Source organism: Mesorhizobium sp. M0618 (assembly GCF_040320765.1).
Taxonomy (GTDB): Bacteria; Pseudomonadota; Alphaproteobacteria; order Rhizobiales; family Rhizobiaceae; genus Mesorhizobium.
In genome coordinates, this window is record NZ_JAMYQH010000008.1 from 138,471 (window position 1) to 156,073 (window position 17,603).

Annotated in this window: 16 protein-coding genes; 8 read left to right on the plus strand and 8 right to left on the minus strand. The window is 63.8% G+C overall.

The annotated features are described in order from the left end of the window. Positions 1-20: 20 nt before the first annotated feature. From acuI to olsB, 3 genes are all read left to right on the plus strand, one after another. Positions 21-1,010, plus strand: a complete 990-nt coding sequence (gene acuI / locus NKJ04_RS11465; protein ID WP_352674949.1) for an acrylyl-CoA reductase (NADPH) — start codon at positions 21-23, stop codon at positions 1,008-1,010. 136 nt (positions 1,011-1,146) lie between these two features. Continuing rightward, positions 1,147-3,405, plus strand: coding sequence for a response regulator (locus NKJ04_RS11470; RefSeq protein ID WP_352674951.1), 2,259 nt, complete (start codon positions 1,147-1,149; stop codon positions 3,403-3,405). Between the two features lie 170 nt (positions 3,406-3,575). Then, a complete protein-coding gene (gene olsB / locus NKJ04_RS11475; protein WP_023812526.1) occupies positions 3,576-4,451 on the plus strand; it encodes a l-ornithine N(alpha)-acyltransferase in 876 nt (291 codons plus the stop codon). An 88-nt stretch (positions 4,452-4,539) separates the two neighbouring features. Here olsB and NKJ04_RS11480 read toward each other — a convergent pair whose 3' ends face one another. Both NKJ04_RS11480 and grpE read right to left on the minus strand, forming a co-directional pair. Further along, positions 4,540-5,172, minus strand: coding sequence for a trimeric intracellular cation channel family protein (locus tag NKJ04_RS11480; protein WP_352674954.1), 633 nt, complete (start codon positions 5,170-5,172; stop codon positions 4,540-4,542). A gap of 127 nt (positions 5,173-5,299) precedes the next feature. Further along, entirely contained in the window at positions 5,300-5,935 is a 636-nt protein-coding gene (grpE, locus tag NKJ04_RS11485; protein ID WP_023812524.1) for a nucleotide exchange factor GrpE, read from the minus strand. Between the two features lie 239 nt (positions 5,936-6,174). On the opposite strand from grpE, the gene NKJ04_RS11490 reads away from it, so the two are divergent. From NKJ04_RS11490 to NKJ04_RS11500, 3 genes are all read left to right on the plus strand, one after another. Continuing rightward, complete coding sequence (locus NKJ04_RS11490; RefSeq protein WP_352674957.1) at positions 6,175-6,375, plus strand: hypothetical protein; 201 nt, start codon at positions 6,175-6,177, stop codon at positions 6,373-6,375. 96 nt (positions 6,376-6,471) lie between these two features. Continuing rightward, positions 6,472-6,849, plus strand: coding sequence for a hypothetical protein (locus NKJ04_RS11495; RefSeq protein ID WP_023812522.1), 378 nt, complete (start codon positions 6,472-6,474; stop codon positions 6,847-6,849). Positions 6,850-6,977: 128 nt separating this feature from the next. Further along, on the plus strand, positions 6,978-8,000 hold the full coding sequence (locus NKJ04_RS11500; protein ID WP_023812521.1) for a fatty acid desaturase: 1,023 nt from the start codon (positions 6,978-6,980) through the stop codon (positions 7,998-8,000). 116 nt (positions 8,001-8,116) lie between these two features. Here the strand turns inward: NKJ04_RS11500 and NKJ04_RS11505 are convergent, their stop codons facing one another. From NKJ04_RS11505 to cysG, 6 genes are all read right to left on the minus strand, one after another. After that, on the minus strand, positions 8,117-9,721 hold the full coding sequence (locus NKJ04_RS11505) for a GMC family oxidoreductase (protein ID WP_352674960.1): 1,605 nt from the start codon (positions 9,719-9,721) through the stop codon (positions 8,117-8,119). A gap of 95 nt (positions 9,722-9,816) precedes the next feature. Beyond that, the gene (locus tag NKJ04_RS11510; RefSeq protein WP_128303221.1) at positions 9,817-10,350 is read right to left on the minus strand and encodes a DUF934 domain-containing protein; all 534 of its coding nucleotides are present in this window, start codon (positions 10,348-10,350) and stop codon (positions 9,817-9,819) included. 111 nt (positions 10,351-10,461) lie between these two features. Further along, complete coding sequence (locus NKJ04_RS11515; protein WP_023812518.1) at positions 10,462-11,226, minus strand: phosphoadenylyl-sulfate reductase; 765 nt, start codon at positions 11,224-11,226, stop codon at positions 10,462-10,464. Next, on the minus strand, positions 11,201-12,871 hold the full coding sequence (locus NKJ04_RS11520) for a nitrite/sulfite reductase (RefSeq protein WP_128303223.1): 1,671 nt from the start codon (positions 12,869-12,871) through the stop codon (positions 11,201-11,203). Before NKJ04_RS11520 ends, NKJ04_RS11515 begins: the two co-directional genes overlap by 26 nt. Positions 12,872-12,914: 43 nt before the next feature. After that, positions 12,915-13,208: a DUF2849 domain-containing protein gene (locus NKJ04_RS11525; RefSeq protein ID WP_027037731.1), complete on the minus strand. Its 294-nt coding sequence runs from the start codon at positions 13,206-13,208 to the stop codon at positions 12,915-12,917. Further along, entirely contained in the window at positions 13,205-14,656 is a 1,452-nt protein-coding gene (cysG, locus tag NKJ04_RS11530; RefSeq protein WP_023812515.1) for a siroheme synthase CysG, read from the minus strand. Before cysG ends, NKJ04_RS11525 begins: the two co-directional genes overlap by 4 nt. Before the next feature lie 419 nt (positions 14,657-15,075). Here cysG and NKJ04_RS11535 point away from each other — a divergent pair, with 419 nt between their 5' ends. Next, positions 15,076-15,525 carry a baeRF12 domain-containing protein gene (locus tag NKJ04_RS11535; RefSeq protein ID WP_352674963.1) on the plus strand — a complete coding sequence of 150 codons (450 nt, stop codon included), beginning with the start codon at positions 15,076-15,078 and terminating at the stop codon, positions 15,523-15,525. Positions 15,526-15,748: 223 nt separating this feature from the next. Further along, positions 15,749-17,545, plus strand: a complete 1,797-nt coding sequence (locus tag NKJ04_RS11540) for a cation:proton antiporter domain-containing protein (protein WP_352674965.1) — start codon at positions 15,749-15,751, stop codon at positions 17,543-17,545. Positions 17,546-17,603 lie beyond the last annotated feature (58 nt).

Here is a 17,603-nt window from a genome sequence, read left to right on the forward strand (position 1 = left end):
ACACGATCGCGGAGAAAGACATGTCCGAAACCTTCAAAGCCATCCTCGTTTCGCGTGACGCCGAGAAAAAGCAGTCGGTAACCGTGACCGATCTCACCGACGCCGACCTGATGGAAGGCGATGTCACCATCGCGGTCGAGGCAACGACGGTGAACTACAAGGATGGCCTGGCGATCACAGGCAAGGCGCCGGTGATCCGCCGCTGGCCGCTGGTGCCGGGCATCGATTTCGCCGGCACCGTCATCTCGTCTTCCCATCCCGACTGGCGCGCCGGTGACAAAGCCATCCTGAACGGCTGGGGCGTCGGCGAAACCCATTTCGGCGCCTATGCTGGCCGCGCCCGTGTCAAAGGCGACTGGCTGGTGCCGCTGCCGCAAGGCATCAGCCCGCATGACGCGATGGCCGTCGGCACCGCAGGCTATACCGCCATGCTCTGCGTCATGGCCCTGGAGCGGCACGGCATCCTGCCCGATCGCGGCCCGGTGGTGGTGACGGGGGCGGCCGGCGGTGTCGGCTCGGTCGCGGTCTCGATCCTGTCCAGCCTCGGCTACCATGTCATTGCTTCCACCGGCCGCAATGCCGAAAGCCCCTATCTGATCGACCTTGGCGCCGCCGAAGTGATATCGCGCGACGAGCTTGCCCAGCCGGCCAAGCCGCTGGCCAAGGAGCGCTGGGCCGGCGGCATCGACGCAGTTGGCAGCCACACGCTGGCCAATGTGCTCTCGATGACCTCCTATGGCGGCGCGGTCGCCGCCTGCGGCCTGGCCGGCGGCATGGACCTGCCGACCAGCGTCGCGCCCTTCATCCTGCGCGGCGTCTCATTGCTCGGCATCGATTCAGTGATGGCGCCGAAAGCAGTCCGCCTCGAGGCATGGCGCCGCATCGGCACCGACCTCGATCTTCAGAAGCTCGCCAGCCTGTCCAGCACCATCGGGTTCGACGGCATCGTCGATGCCGCGCGCGACATCGTCGACGGCAAGATCCGCGGCCGCGTCGTCGTGGGTATGTGACTCCGCCCAACTGCCGGAAGGATGGAATCGCCAGATCTGCGGCAAACCCGCCGCGCCTCGGCAAAAAGCGCTCATCCGCTAAAATTCGAACGATCCGCCGCAATTTTCCATAATCTCTGTCTGGCAAGGATTTCGCATGATCGCGGAATCCGGCAGCCAACAGGCGGACACTGGCGACGACGTCGATGCGGTGCTCCCGCCGCTGGTGCCCGAGCCGGAATTCTCCAGGCGCGAAAGCCTGCCCTTTCTGACATTCGTCGCCATCGTGGTGGTGGCCGGGCTGGCGCATCTGACCGGGGCACCAATCTTCATTAGCGTCGCATTGCTGGCAACCGGTCTTGCCGGTCTTGCCCTGCATCTGCGCGCCAGGCGGAGCGAACATCGCACCTCTGCCCTTCTTGACGAAACCACTGCCCGCAGCCGCGCCGAGATCGAGACGCTGGCCGACCGCATGTGGGAGATGCAGGAGAGCGATGAGCGCTTTCGCGGCCTGATCGACGCGCTTGGCGATCTCGTCATCCATCGCGACCGCGATGGCTACATCGTCTATGCCAACAAGGTCTTCGCCGATCTCGTCGAGATCGACCAGCGCGACCTTGCCGGCAAGACCCTGGCAGAACTGGGCATCGAGGTCGGCATGGTTCCCGATGCCGCCTTTTCCGACCATGAGTGCCTGAGTTCCACCGATGTCTCTATCAGCACGCCGAGCGGGCAGCGCTGGTTCTCCTGGATCGAACTGTCGGTGCGCGACAAGGACAGCGGCGCGGTTTCGCACCGCGCCATCGCCCGCGACATCACCGCCCGCAAACGCGCCGAATCCTCGCTGATCACCGCACGCGAACGGGCCGAATATGCCAGCCAGGCCAAATCGCGCTTCCTCGCCACCGTCAGCCATGAAATCCGCACCCCGATGAACGGCATCATGGGGATGGCCAGGTTGCTGGCCGACACCAGCCTGTCGCCGGAGCAGCAAACCTATGTCGGCGCCGTCTCGACCTCGGCCAGCGCATTGCTTGCCCTGATCGAGGATCTTCTCGACTATTCCAAGATCGAAGCCGGGCGTTTCGACCCCGAGCCGCAGCCGATGTCGGTGCGCGAGATCGCCGACAACATCATCGAATTGCTGGCAGCGCGGGCTTTCGCCAAGGATATCGGGCTGGGTTGCCATGTCGAACCCGACGTGCCGCAATTGATCACCGCCGATCCGGGCAAGGTGAGGCAGGTGCTTCTCAACCTCATCGGCAACGCCATCAAGTTCACCGACAGCGGCGGCGTGCTGGTGAGCATAGCACGCGCACGCACCGAAACCAGCGACCGCATATGCTTCACCATCGCCGATACCGGTCCGGGCCTGCGTGATGCCGACCTGGAGCGCATTTTCGAGGAGTTCGAGCAGGCCGACGGCACGTCGACACGCACACATGGCGGGGCCGGCCTCGGCCTTGCCATCTCCAGACGCCTGGTGGCCGCCATGGGCGGCACGATCTCGGTATCCAGCCGGCTCGGCCAGGGATCCGAGTTCGTCTTCGAAATCCCTGCGATAGCGGCCACCGAAGCGCCGCAGGGCCACCAGAATGCTCTCTCGGGCAGACGCGCGGTGATCCTGTCGAAGAACGCCGTCGAGGCCGACGCCATCGCCCGCACCATCCGCGCCAATGGCGGCGCGGTCGACATCGCCACCACTGCCGCACAGGCCGCGCCTTTCGCCGCCGGCTGCGATGCGATCCTGGTCGATGCAGCGATGGAAGAAGGCGACGGAAGGCTGCTCAAGCGCCTGCGCCAGAGCGGTTTCTCCGACTGTGAGGCGATCACGCTGATCGCGCCGACCGATCGCGGCATGCTTGGCGAGTTCCGCGCCAGCGGCTACGCAACCTTCCTGGCCAGACCGGTGCGTGGCGGAACACTTCTGCGTGTGCTGTTGAGCAGCCATGCTCCGAGCCTCGGCCCGCCGCAGCCGGAAAGGCGCGGCGCGCCGACGCTGCGCACCGTCGGCAACCGCCAGCGCGGCCTGTCGGTGCTGATCGCCGAGGACAATGACATCAACGCCATGCTGGCCCGCGCCACGCTGCTGAAGGCCGGGCATCGCGTCAAGGTGGTCGGCAACGGCAAGGCCGCCGTCGAGGCTGTCACCGGCGCCGCGCACAAGGACCGCTTCGACGTGGTCTTGATGGATCTGCACATGCCGGTCATGGACGGGCTGGACGCGATCGCCGCCATCCGCCGCCATGAGGAAGAAAGTGCCGTGCGGCCGGTGCCGATCATGGTGCTGTCGGCCGACAGCCAGGAAAAGACCCGCCATGCGGTGTTGGCTCATGGCGCCAGCGGCTTTGTCACCAAGCCGCTCGACCCCGAGGCGCTGGTCAATGCCGTCGAGGGCCAGGTCGTCGCGGCCTGAGCTTTCCGTACCGCGCGATCACTTAAACGTAGCCGGTTGATCGTATTCGCCAGCCGACGAAGTATTGCCCACGACGTCGTATCACGGTACTGTCACAATCCTGTTGCACCTACACCGTATCCCCGTGCCAAGAGGGATGGCTCGAAGGAGAATCACTCGTGCATACAGTTATGCCGGAATGTGACACTCGGCCGAACGCCAGCAGCGCCTTGCTTGCCGGACGTAACGTCGATTCCGTCATAAAGGGCGCGGCGCTGGGCCGTATAGGCAATCTTGAAGTGCGGCTCGCTCGCAACGAGGCCGAGATCGCGGCCGCGCAGGAAGTGCGCTACCGGGTGTTCTACGACGAACTTGGCGCCAGGAAGGACCTGTTCCAGGCCCATGACCGCCGGGACGCCGATCGGTTCGATCCGCTCTGCGACCATCTGCTGGTTTTGGACACCACGCTTTCCGGTCCCGAACATCGCCGCATCGTCGGCACATATCGGCTGCTGCGGCAAGAAATCGCGGCCACGGCCGGTGGCTTCTATTCCGAAGGTGAATTCGAGCTGACCAAGCTCATCGCCCGCCATCCCGGCCAGCGTTTCCTTGAACTCGGCCGCTCCTGCGTGTTGCCGGAATACCGCTCGAAGCGCACCATCGAGGCGTTGTGGCAAGGCATCTGGGCTTACATCAATCATTACGAAATCGGTGTGATGACCGGCTGCGCGTCCTTTCACGGCACCGTGCCGGCGGCGCATGCGGAGGCGCTCACCTACCTCGCCCACCACTGCCGGACGAACTCGGCCTGGGACGTGCGCGCGGTGTCCGGGCGCTATTGCTCGATGGATCTGATGCCGATCGAGGCCGTCAATGCCAAGGCGGCGATCGCCGCGATGCCGCCTCTGGTCAAGGGCTATCTGCGCGTCGGTGCCCGCATCGGCGATGGTTGCGTCATCGATCGCGAATTCTCGACGGTCGATGTGTTCGTCGTGATGCCGGTCAAGGAGATCGGCGCACGCTACGTCAACTATTATGGCGGCGAAGCCCAGCGCTTCGCGGCGTGAGATTGAGTAGGCAGTAGGCAGTAGGCCCTATTCCCTATTCCCTATTCCCTATTCCCTATTCCTATTCCCCATTCCCTATTCCCTCTCTTCACGGAATATCTTCCGGCCGCCTGCCGGGTCGGCTCTTGTAGGACGGAAACGACCAGCCGAATTTGAGCGCACCACCGCGCACGAGGAACGCCGCCGCAAAGCCGGCAAGGTCCGAGGCGAGCGGCGGCAGGCCGGCAAGATCGCCAAGCGTGTAAAGGCAGGCACCCGCAAGGGCCGCCGTGACGTAGATCTCGGGCCTGAGCAGCACAGATGGCTCGCCGGCAAGGAGATCACGCAAAATGCCGCCGAAAGTGGCGGTGAGCACGCCGGTGATGACGGAGACGACCGGCGAACCGGTAATCGCAAGCCCCTTGGCCGCGCCCATCACCGAAAAAGCGGCGAGCCCGACGGCGTCGAGCCAGAGCAGCCACTTCCAGCGCGATTCGATACGATGCGCGCCGAAGAAGACCAGCACCGCAACCGCGGCGCAGACCAGCACATAGCCGGAGTTGGCGACCCAGAAAACCGGCAGGTTGAGGATAACGTCGCGAAGCGTGCCACCGCCTATCCCGGTGACGCTGGCCAGGAACAGGAAGCCGATAATGTCGAGTTGCTTACGCGAAGCCGCCAGCGCCCCGGTCGCCGCGAAGACGGCGACACCGGCATAGTCAAGAAGCGCGATAGGGTTCATGAGGCCAAGGCAGTAGGGATTAGGGATTTAGGGATAGGCAGTATGAATAGCACGAAGCCGCGCGATTGATACGACTGCCCTAGTTTCCTACTGCCTACTGCCTACTGCCTACTGCCTATTCCCTGCCTCACGCATCTTTCTCGGCCTGTTCGTTCACCGGCCCCGGCTCAACCGGTGCTTCAGCGGCGGTGAACTTTGGCCCGCCCTTGGCGACTCCCACCATGGCCGGGCGCAGCACGCGGTCGCCGATCGAATAGCCCGGCTGCACGACCTGGACCACGGTGTTGGCCGGGACATCCGGATTGGGCACTTCGAACATCGCCTGGTGGAAATTGGGATCGAACTTCTCGCCTTCAGGCGCGAGCTTCTTGACCCCATGCCGTTCCAGCGCCGACAGCATGGCGCGCTCGGTGAGGTCGACGCCTTCGATCAGCGCCTTGAAGCCGGCGTCACCCGATGCCTTGGCCTCGGCGGGAATCGCATCCAGCGCGCGGCGCAGATTGTCCGACACCGACAACATGTCGCGGGCGAAATTCGCGACCGCGTAGGTGCGCGCATCGTGCACATCGCGTGCCGTGCGGCGACGCAGGTTTTCCATCTCGGCCGCCACGCGCAGCGCGCGGTCCTTCAGCTCTTCATTTTCCTTCAGCAGCCGCACAAGGGCTTCATAGTCACCGTCGGTGCTGCCTTCGGTGCGCTCGGCTGTGGGCTCGGTCGCCTCGACTTCATCGGGCGCGCGTTCGTCTTTTGCCTGGTCGCTCATCGCCGTTTCCCGTCAATCTCGAATGATGTGGATTTTGTGCCCGATATCGATGTTTGGCGGCCAAAAATCAAGGGGTAAGCGACTATGGAAGCCGCCGGCCAAGGCCGGACAATGACAGGCAAGACATTTCGACTTTAATTCAAATTTTACCTTAACCGCCGGCTTTGCTTGCCACACAGGCATGATGGGGGAACCATTCTCTTGCTGCAGGAGTTTCGAAGCCGAGACAGGATTTTAAGATGATGACCCGCAACATGGGCGAAAAGGCAGAGGGGCTGGCCATCGAGATCAGGCGCCAGTTCGGCGCCGAGGCGGTGACCCGCTTTCTGCGCACCTTGCCGGCCTTCCGCACCGAAGCCGACATCCCCGACCGGCTCAGAGAACTGCTCGACCGCCTCGATGGGGCGGAGCGCGGTGACATCGGCTGGCACCGGCCGTAACGCAACAATCGATCTTGGCAGCAAACCTCCTATCGGCAATAGCCGGGGAGAGCCGAACCATCTAAGGATAGATGGTTGGTTCAAATGGAGGACGTAATGCGCAAGGTTTCGATTACCTCATCGCTGATGGCGCTTGTCGGCCTCGGCGCCATAACTTTGGCGGCCTTTCCGGCACAAGCAGACAATCTGCAGCTGCAATTGGGCAAACATGGCCCGCGGCTGAAGCTCATGGAAGATTGCGACCCCGCCTACGACGATTGCGAAGGTCCCCGTCGCGACGATCGGCGCGACCGGCGTCAACGAGGCTGCACGGAAGACCGGGCTCTCGACAAGGCAGAGCGAATGGGCATCCGCCGCGCAAGAATTGAGTCCATCGGCCGCCGGGAGATCACGGTCCGCGGCAGACAGGGTGGCGACCGCGTGCGCGTGACTTTTGGCACCGAGCGCGGCTGTCCTATCCTCGATCGCGAATAGCGGTCGACGTCATCAGCAGGTTGAGCTGGCGGTTGGCTGGCTCGACCGCCAAGCCACGCGACAATTACGCACAGTAATTTTGCGTGATGTTGCCTTGCGGCGGCGAAGCACCGCGCCTATGCTTCCTGATGAACATGATTTCCCCTGAGGCGGTGGCCAACAGCAAGCGCGCCTGGCTGAAGATTCTCGCCCGCTACAAGAAGCCCGACAGGCGGCGCAGCGCCGTCGAACTCGCCATCACCCTCATTCCATTCGCCATACTCTGGGGACTGTCCTCGGCGGCTTATGCCTATGGCCATTGGTGGGGACTGGTCCTCATCCTTCCCGCGGCCGGGTTTCTGGTGCGCATCTTCATGATCCAGCACGACTGCGGCCACGGCTCCTTCTTCGCCAATCGCTACGCCGACGACTGGATTGGCCGCGCGCTCGGCATCCTGACGCTGACGCCCTACGATTGCTGGCGGCGTGCCCACGCGACGCACCACGCCAGCGCCGGCAATCTTGACGAACGCGGCATGGGCGACATCCGGACGCTGACCGTTGCAGAATACCGGCAGATGTCGTGGCGAGGCCGCCTCGCCTACCGTCTCTATCGCCACCCGCTGGTGATGTTCGGGCTCGGTCCGATCTGGCTGTTCATCTTCGAGCAAAGGCTCCCCGTCGGCATGATGCGCGGCGGCCTGACCCCTTGGGTGTCGTCGATGACCACCAATCTTGGCATCGCGGTCGCAGCAGCCATCCTCATCTGGTTCGTCGGCCCGGGCGCTTTCCTGGTGGTCCACCTGCCGATCGTCATCCTCGCCGGTTCGGCCGGCATCTGGCTGTTCTACGTCCAGCACCAGTTCGAGGAAACGGAATGGGCGAAGGATGCCGACTGGGAATTCCAGCACGCTGCCCTGCACGGATCGTCCTATTACGATCTACCGCCGGTGCTGAACTGGCTCACCGGCAACATCGGTGTCCATCACGTCCATCATCTCTCCGCCAAGGTGCCGTGCTACCGGTTGCAGGAAGTGCTGCGGGATTATCCCGAGTTGCGCGACATCGGCCGTGTCACACTGCTCGAAAGTTTGCGCTGCGTCAAACTGGCATTGTGGGACGAAAACCGCCGCAAGCTGGTGTCGTTCCGCGAGGCACGGGCGGCGGCTTAAGCAATTCCAGGAGAAGTTTGAACGGTTTCCCAGGGAAAGCGCGTAACGTTTTCCCTGGGCAATTGCGTCATAACAAAAGGACCGCCGCGCTATGGTGCCGCGGCCTGGAGCTCCGATCAGGCAGCCCTGATCATGTCGGCGGCCTTTTCGGCGATCATGATGGTTGGGGCATTGGTGTTGCCACCAATCAGTGTCGGCATCACCGAGGCGTCGACGACACGCAAGGCTTCAAGCCCGCGCACCTTGAGTTGCGGATCGACCACCGCCATCTCGTCGACTCCCATCCGACAGGAGCCGACCGGGTGATAGACCGTGTCGGCGCGGGTACGGATATGGGTCATCAGATCGGCATCGCTCGGCTCGCCGGCGATGTGCATTTCCTTGTGCCGGTAGCGCGTCAGCGCCGGCGAAGCCAGCACCTGCCGGGTGATCCTCACGCCTTTCAGCAGCAGTTCCGCATCGCGCTGGTCGCCGAGAAAGCGCGGATCGATGCGTGGCGCGGCAAATGGATCGGCGCTGGCCAGCCCAACCTCGCCACGTGAGTGCGGCCGCAATATGCAGACATGACAGGAAAAACCGAAGCCGTAGTGCAGCGTGCGCGCATGGTTTTCGACCAGGCCGATGACGAATTGCAGCTGCAGGTCAGGGCGTTCAAGCGCCGGGTCGGATTTGACGAAAGCGCCGCTCTCGGCCGCCGGCGAGGCGATCAGCCCGGTTCCATCCCGGCGCCACTGCGCGATGTGCCTGAGGAAACTCAACGCGCCGCGCGGGCTCATGCCAAGCATATCGGTGTCCTTCGATCTCCAGCCGACGATGAAATCGAGGTGATCCTGCAGGTTCTTGCCGACGCCCGGCAATTCGTGGACGACGGGAATGCCATGCACGGCAAGTTCGGCCGCCGGGCCGATACCCGATAGCAACAGAAGCTGCGGCGAACCGAAGGCACCGCCACAGAGGATCACCTCGCGCGACGCCTGTGCCACTGTCTCGCCTTTGCGTGTCCGGTAGCGGATGCCGGTGGCGCGCTTGCCGTCAAGGACGATGCCTGTGGCGTGCGCCCGCGTGACCACGGTCAGATTGGTCCGCTGCATCACCGGATGGAGATAGGCGGCGGCAGTCGAACAGCGCTCGCCATTACGGGCGCCACCGGCAAACTGGGTCACCTGGAAATAGCCGGCGCCCTCTTGTTCCGGTCCGTTGAAATCGTCCGAGGCGCGAATCTGGTTTTCGGCACAAGCCTCTATGAAGGCCTTGGCGATCGGCCTCGGCGAGCGCTGGTTCGACACTTTCAGCGGGCCGTCCCCGCCATGCAACGCATCAGTGCCGCGCTCATTGCCCTCGGCGCGCCGGAAATAGGGCAGCACCTCATCCCACGACCAGCCCTCGCAGCCTAGATTTGCCCATTCGTCATAGTCGCTGCGATGGCCCCTGACATAGAGCATTGCATTGATTGCGCTGGAGCCGCCCAGCGCCTTGCCGCGCGGCTGGTAGCCCTTGCGGCCGCCAAGACCTTGCTGCGGCACGGTCTCGAAGGCCCAGTTGTTGATCCTGGGCCGGCCGGAAAGCATGCCGATAATGCCAGCAGGAGCGCGGATCAGCATATCCCTGCCCTCGCCGCCAGCTTCGATCAGGCAGACCGTTTTCGATGGATCTTCCGAAAGCCGCGCGGCAAGCGCACAGCCGGCGGACCCACCGCCGGCTATGACATAGTCGTAACGCATGAAGACCCCTCCCCGATCGTCCACGGATTTTCCATCCGGATGATCAAGAAGGCCTGAACACGACTGATGTAAAGACGCGCGGAATTACCGCAACGTCAGCTGCTGCGAACGCGCCGCCAGGAGTATTTCGGGCCTTTTGGTTCCGGCACGGCGGCTGGCTGGTAGTAGAGCCCCAATCCGCCGGTACGGTCCTCCTCCAGGCGCTTCAACAGCACCGGATTGGAAATCTCGAACTCGTCGAAGCCCAGCCGCAGCATATGCGGCAGCTGGTCCACCAGCACCTGGCCCGTGGCGCGAACGGCACCTTCGAAATGGTAGCGGCCGCGCAGCAGTTCTCCCTTGGAGAACGAGCGGCCGTCGCTGAAGGCCGGGAAGGCCAATGCCACCAGCGACAGCTGGTCGAGCAGGTCGGCAATCTTCTCGAGCTGATCACCCGGCTGCAGCAGGACGCCGAGCCGTTCCTTGGCCGAGCGGCGCACCTCCGGATCCAGATCGAGGAAGACTTGCAACGGCAGGATGAAGCGGCCGTTGCCGGACAGCGCATCGGCGCTTTCGGCATGCGTCCACTCATCCTCGTGAAAACCCGCAGGGGTCCAGAGCCGGGTCTCCGGTGTCGTCGGTCCAGTCATAAAGATTCCTAAAGCCCCAAGATCCAGGTCCGCTGAAAGTCCATCCCACGCAAAGCCGGCGGCCTCCGGATGAAGGTCGCCGTTCGCAGGCCGGCTGAATTTCAGCATACCCTATAGTGATGCGTCGGTCAGCGACTTCTCCAGCCCCGACAGGTGAATGCCGCACTCGGTCTTGGCATGACCGGCCCAGCGGCCGCTGCGCGCGTCCTCGCCCGGCTGCACCGGCTGCGTGCACGGGAAGCAGCCGATCGACAGATAGCCATAGGCGACCAGTGGATTTTCGCGCAGCGCATGCGCGCGCATGTAGTCGGCCTGGTCCGATGTCGTCCAATGCGCCAGCGGATTGATGCGGATGCGCGGACCGACCGCCTCGAACACCGGCAGCGCCGCCCGCGTCGCGGCCTGAAAACGCTTGCGGCCGGTGAGCCAGGCACGAAATGGCGCGACACCGCGCGCCAGCGGCTCCACCTTGCGCACGTCGCAGCAGGCGTCGGTGTTGCTCTGATGCAGATTGCCCGTCGGATCGATCCGTTCGAGTGCTGCTTCCTCGGGTTTGATCACCCTTATGTTGGTCAGCCCGAAATCGGCGGCGAGCGCGTCGCGATAGCCGAGCGTCTCCTCGAAATGCTTGCCGGTGTCGAGGAAGATGACCGGCAGTGTCCGGTCGATCTTGGCGATCATGTGCAGCAGCACAGCCGAATCCGCGCCGAACGACGACACCGCGGCGATCTCGTCGAGGAACAGTTCGCGGGCCGAGCGTTCGATGATCTCGAGCGGCTTCAGATGACCGTAGAGCGCATCGAGCCCCGCCGCTTTGGCGGCGATGCCGTCATCGACGTCTCCAATACGGTCAAGCGGCCTTGGCTTCGCCAGCATAGAGCGCCTCCTTGAACGGCGCGGGACCGACTCGGCGGTAGGCGTCGATGAATTTCTCTTGTGGGTCGAGCCGAAGGCCGAGATAGGTCTCGACGATCTGTTCGATGGCGTCGGTGATCTCTTCCGACGAGAAGCCGCGGCCGATGATCTCGCCGACCGAGGTGTTCTCGTCTGCCGAGCCGCCCAGCGTCACCTGATAGAGTTCGGAGCCCTTCTTCTCGACGCCGAGGATGCCGATGTGGCCGACATGGTGATGACCGCAGGCGTTGATGCAGCCGGAGATCTTCAGCTTCAGTTCGCCGATCTCGCGCTGCCGCTCCAGCGAGGCGAAGCGTTGCGAGATTTCCTGCGCGATCGGGATCGAGCGCGCCGTGGCCAGCGCGCAATAATCGAGACCCGGGCAAGCGATGATGTCCGATATCAGGTTGGAATTGGCCGTCGCCAGGCCGATGCCGACCAGCGCATCATAGACCGCCTTGAGGTCGGCGCGGGCCACATGCGGCAGGATCAGGTTCTGCTCATGGCTGACACGCAGCTCGTCAAAGCCATACTTCTCGGCGATGTCGGCGATCGCTTCCATCTGGCTGTCCGAAGCGTCGCCGGGCACCTCGCCGATGCCCTTCAGCGAGATCGTCACCGCCGCATAGTCGGGATGGCGGTGCGTCACGACGTTCTGGTCGAGCCACTCCGAGAACCCCTTGGAATCGAGCCGCGCCAGCTTGACCGCCTGGTCGCCTTCCGGCCGCCCAGCGAGCACCGGTGGCGCGAAATAGGCCTCGATGGCGCGGATGTCGGCTTCCGGCAGCTTCAACTCGGCGTCCTTCAACTCCTGCCACTCGGCCTCGACCTGGCGGGTGATCTCCTCGACGCCGGTCTCATGGACGAGGATCTTGATGCGCGCCTTGTATTTGTTGTCGCGGCGGCCATAGAGGTTGTAAACGCGCAGGATCGCCGTGCAGTAAGACAAAAGATCGGCTTCCGGCAGGAAGTCGCGGATTTTCCGGGCAACCATTGGCGTGCGACCCTGGCCGCCGCCGATATAGACGGCAAAACCGAGTTCGCCGGCGGCGTTCTTCTTCAGGTGCAGGCCGATGTCGTGGGTCTGAATGGCGGCGCGGTCGCGCTCGGCACCCGTCACCGCGATCTTGAATTTGCGCGGCAGGAACGAGAATTCCGGATGCACCGACGACCACTGGCGCAGGATTTCCGCGTAGGGACGCGGATCGGCGACTTCGTCGGCGGCAGCGCCAGCGAAGTGGTCTGCGGTGACGTTGCGGATGCAATTGCCGCTGGTCTGGATGGCATGCATCTCAACGCTCGCGAGATCCGCCAGGATCGCCGGAATGTCCGACAGCGCCGGCCAGTTGAACTGGATGTTCTGGCGCGTGGTGAAATGGCCATAGCCCTTATCGTATTTGCGGGCGATGTGGCCAAGCATGCGCAACTGCTTGCCGTTCAGCGTGCCGTAAGGCACCGCGATGCGCAGCATGTAGGCGTGCAGTTGGAGATAGACGCCGTTCATCAGCCTCAATGGCCGGAACTGGTCCTCGGTGATCTCGCCGGCAAGACGACGCTGCACCTGGTCGCTGAACTCCGCGACGCGGGCCTGGACAAAATCGTGGTCGAACTCATCGTAACGGTACATGCTTGGTCTTTCAGGGCGCGTCCGCCCATGCCTGGTGTCTCGGTTATGCTGCCCGCGCAGCCTGCTTGCCGAGATCGTTGCGGATTGTCGGGCCGGCGGCGCGGATCTTCTCGCGCAGCCGCACCGGTTGGACGACGCCGTTGACGACTTCAGCGTCGATCAAATTGACGTCGACCACTTCGTTGGCGGCATAGGCCTTGGCGCCGATCGCCTCGAGCCTGTCCTCGGCTGCCTTGTCATGGGCGAGGTCGGCATGGTCCACCGTCTCGGCCCAGCCGCCATCGGCGTACCAGACGGCAATACCGTCGGTGAGGCGGTTGGCGGTCAGTATCTTCATTGCTGAACTCCTTCGGCGACCGAACTGGACGCGCCTTCATGCCTGTGTGCCGCCAGCGGCTCGGACCGTTCAAAGTTGGCGCCGGCGACCGCATCGCCGATGATGGTCATGACCGGGCCGGAAAGATCGGCGCGCGTTTCCAGCGACGGCAGGTCGGCAAGCGTGCCGTGGAAGCGACGCCGGTTGGCGAGGCTGGCATTCTCGACCACGGCCACCGCCGTATCTGGCGACAGACCCGCCTCGATCAGCCGTCCGGCAACCTCGGCGGCCACCGAGCGGCCCATATAAACGGCGACGGTGGCGCCGGAAATGGCGAGCTTGGCCCAGTCGGGCAGCGAATTGCCCTTGAGGTCGTGGCCGGTGGTGAACACCATCGACGAGGAGACACCGCGCAAGGTCAGCGGCAGTTCGAAATCGGCGGCGGCGGCAAAGGCCGCGGTGACGCCCGGAACCACCTCATAGGCGATGCCGGCATCGCGAAGTGCCGCCATCTCTTCGCCCGCCCGGCCGAACACCAGCGGATCGCCTGACTTCAGCCGCACGACACGCTTGCCTTCACGGCCAAGCTCGACCAGCAGCGCATTGATCTCAGCCTGGCTCTTGGTGTGACAGCCCTTGCGCTTTCCGACCGGCAGACGCTCGGCATCGCGGCGACCCATGGCAACCACCGCCTCCGGCACCAGCGCGTCATGGACGATGACATCGGCTTCCATCAGCAGGCGGTGTGCGCGCAAGGTCAGAAGATCCTCGGCGCCCGGACCGGCACCGACCAGCGCGATGTGGCCGCGAGCCGGCGCATTCGAAAGCAGGAGATCGACGGCAGCATCATGCGCCTGCGAAAGCTGACCGATTTCAGCCGCGCGTGCAGGAGCACCAGTGAAGAAATCATTCCAGAAGCGGCGCCGGGCATTGCCTCTCGGCAGCAGCTTCTCGGCAGCCCCGCGAAACGAAGCGGCAAGCGTTGCCAGCGGCCCGAGCGACGGCGACAGCATACGGTCGATGCGGCCGCGCAGCATCTGCGCAAGCACCGGCCCGGCGCCTTCGGTGCCGATGGCGATGGCGACTGGCGCGCGGTTGACCAGCGCCGGGGTGAAGAAATCGCAAAGCTCAGGCCGATCGACGGCATTGACCGGAATGCTTAGGCGGCGCGCATCCGCAGCCACCCGACGGTCGAGTTCCTCGTCGCCGCTGGCGGCAAACACCATGATCGCGCCTTCGAGCTGCGATGCGTCGTAAGCGGCGGCAAAATGGCTCGCGCCGGCCTGGGCGACGAAGGCGAGCAGGTCGGGCTCGGCGTGTTCCGCGATAATCCGCAGGACCGCACTCGACTGTCCGATCAGCCGCGCCTTGGCCAGCGCCTCTTCGCCGCCGCCGACGATGGCCACGGCTTCGCCCTCGACCCGCATGAACACGGGGAAGGCATTGAGCTTGGGAGCAGTGTGCGACATGGACGCGAGCGGAATCCTGAATGAGCTTGCAGTTCTACGCGCGGGCGCGAGAAACCAGAAGGAACGCACTCGCGCATCCCTTATCGGGATGCAATTGCTTTTCTGAAAGCATCCCGGCCAAGAGAAAAATATTTCTCGTTTACAGATGGAGCGGATTCAAGCTGCTGTCGCAGGCCTTGTTTTCCGGGTCTTTTAGCGCCCGGGGAGAAAGCCGCAAAACCGTTTTTTCTAAATTCCACCAAATTAGTAGATTAAAGCCGCGAACTCTGGATAGCCAGAATGTCCAACGCCGACGCGGCTGCCGACTGGAACATTAGTGGCTCGGGGCGCGTTCTCAAAAGGCCTGTCATATCGGATCGAAACCCCGGCTGCGGAACGCCACGAAAGGCCACCACGCGGCTGAAAAGGAGCCTGTCATCATGAACACAATCATACTCAAGCACGGTATCTGGGTCATGGTGGCCGATGGCGAGAAGGCGCTTTTCCTCAGGAACGCCGGCGACAATAAATATCCGAATCTCGAGGTGGTGCAGGAAATGCAGCAGGACAACCCGCCCACCCGCGAGCAAGGCAGTGACAGCCCGGGCCGATACAATGATGGTCCCTCCGTTCATCGCAGCGCAGTCGAGGATACGGATTGGCACCGCATCGGCAAGGAGCGTTTCGCCGATGAAATCGCCGCCCGGCTCTATAAGCTCGCGCATGACGGCGAGTTCAGCGAGATCGTGCTCGTCGCACCGCCGGTGGTGCTTGGGACAATGCGCAAAAAGCTGCACAAGGAGGTCGGGGACAAGGTGACCGCCGAAATTCCCAAGACATTGACCAACCATGCCATACCGGAAATCGAGGCCTTGCTGCGGGCAGCCTGATCATTGTCGATCGGCCTGACGGACCGAGACGAATAGCACCGCACAAATTCCGATCCGGCCGGCAGCTTTCTCAGCTGCCGGTCAAATTTTTGCGGCAGCGCCGTCGATTTCATGGCTTTGCGGGTTGCATCGCCGACATACCATCCACCATATTGCAAAACAGGCGGCGGCTTTGGGCGGCGCTCATCCAACATCGCTGTTTTTGAAAGGCGCTCCATAGACAATGCCGCATGACACGCCCCTTATCGCCACCATCGTCGCCGGTCTGGGGCTGGCTTTCGTCTTCGGGGCTCTCGCCAACCGCTTCCGTATCCCGCCGCTGGTCGGTTATCTCGTAGCCGGCGTGCTGGTCGGGCCGAACACGCCTGGCTTCGTCGCCGATGCCGGCCTTGCCAACGAACTGGCCGAAATCGGCGTCATCCTCCTGATGTTCGGCGTCGGGCTGCACTTCTCGCTCAAGGATCTGCTGTCGGTGCGTGCCATCGCCGTGCCGGGCGCCATCGTCCAGATCGGCTTTGCCACCGCACTTGGCGCCGGTCTTGCCTGGATGCTTGGCTGGTCGATGGGCGCGGGGCTGGTGTTCGGCCTGGCGCTGTCGGTGGCCTCGACCGTGGTGCTGCTGCGTGCCCTGCAGGAACGGCGGATGATCGAGACCGAGCGCGGCCGCATCGCCGTCGGCTGGCTGATCGTCGAGGATCTGGCCATGGTGCTGGCGCTGGTGCTGCTGCCGGCGCTCGCCGGCGTGCTCGGCGGTCAGGAGCAGGCTGACGCCCATGCGAGCGGCCTGCTGTCGCTGCCGGCCAGCTACGGCATCTGGGGCGTCGTCGGCATCACGCTGGCCAAGGTCGCCGCTTTCGTGATCGTCATGCTGGTGGTCGGCCGCCGGGTCATTCCCTGGATCCTGCATTACGTCGCCCATACCGGCTCGCGCGAACTGTTCCGGCTGGCGGTTTTGGCCATCGCGCTCGGCGTCGCCTTCGGTGCGGCCAAACTGTTTGGGGTCTCGCTGGCGCTGGGCGCCTTCTTCGCCGGCATGATCATGAGCGAGTCCGAGCTCAGCCACCGCGCCGCCGAGGAATCGCTGCCGCTGCGCGATGCCTTCTCCGTGCTGTTCTTCGTCTCGGTCGGCATGCTGTTCGACCCGTTCAGCCTGATCAGCAATGGCTGGCCAATCCTGGCGACGCTCGCCATCATCGTCATCGGCAAATCACTGGCCGCATTCGCCATCGTTGTCGCCTTCGGCTATCCCATCGCCACGGCGCTGATAATTTCGGCAAGCCTTGCCCAGATCGGCGAATTCTCCTTCATTCTGGCTGAGCTCGGCGTCGGGCTGAAGCTGCTGCCGGAACAGGGCCGCGACCTCATTCTGGCCGGTGCGATCCTGTCGATTGTCCTCAACCCGCTGATGTTCCTGGCCATCGACTGGATGAAGCCGTGGCTGGAACGGCGCGCCGCCAGGACGGCACCACCGGTCGAGGCAAAACCGGTTGGTCCGGCGACGGAGCCGGGCCAGGTAGCCTCTGTCGCGGCAACGACGAAAAAGGAGGACGGCCCGCCTCCAAAGACGGCACTCACCGGCCATGCCATCCTGATCGGCTACGGCCGTGTCGGTGGCCTGGTCGGCTCGGCGCTGAAAGACGCGGCAATGCCCTTCCTGGTCATCGAGGACGCCGACAAGACGCTGGCGAAATTGAAAGCGGACAGCATCGAGACCGTCGCCGGCAATGCGGCCAATGCCGAAGTGTTCGCCGCCGCCAATCCCGAAGGCGCCAGCCGGCTGATCCTTGCCATCCCCAATGCCTTCGAAGCCGGCCAGATCGTGCTCCGAGCCCGCACCGCCAACCCTGGCATCAACGTCATCGCCCGTGCCCATTCCGATGCCGAGGTCGAACATCTCAAGGGTTTGGGCGCCGATACGGTGATCATGGGTGAACGCGAGATTGCGCGCGGGATTGTGGAAGAAGTTCTCGGTTCCAAACCGGAGTTGAGGCGCGAAACCGCCGAGCCATCGGTGGCCTGAGTTCCAAAGCCCAGGCTGCACTCTCGCACGCTGGCACCGTGATCGGCTCGACCACCCT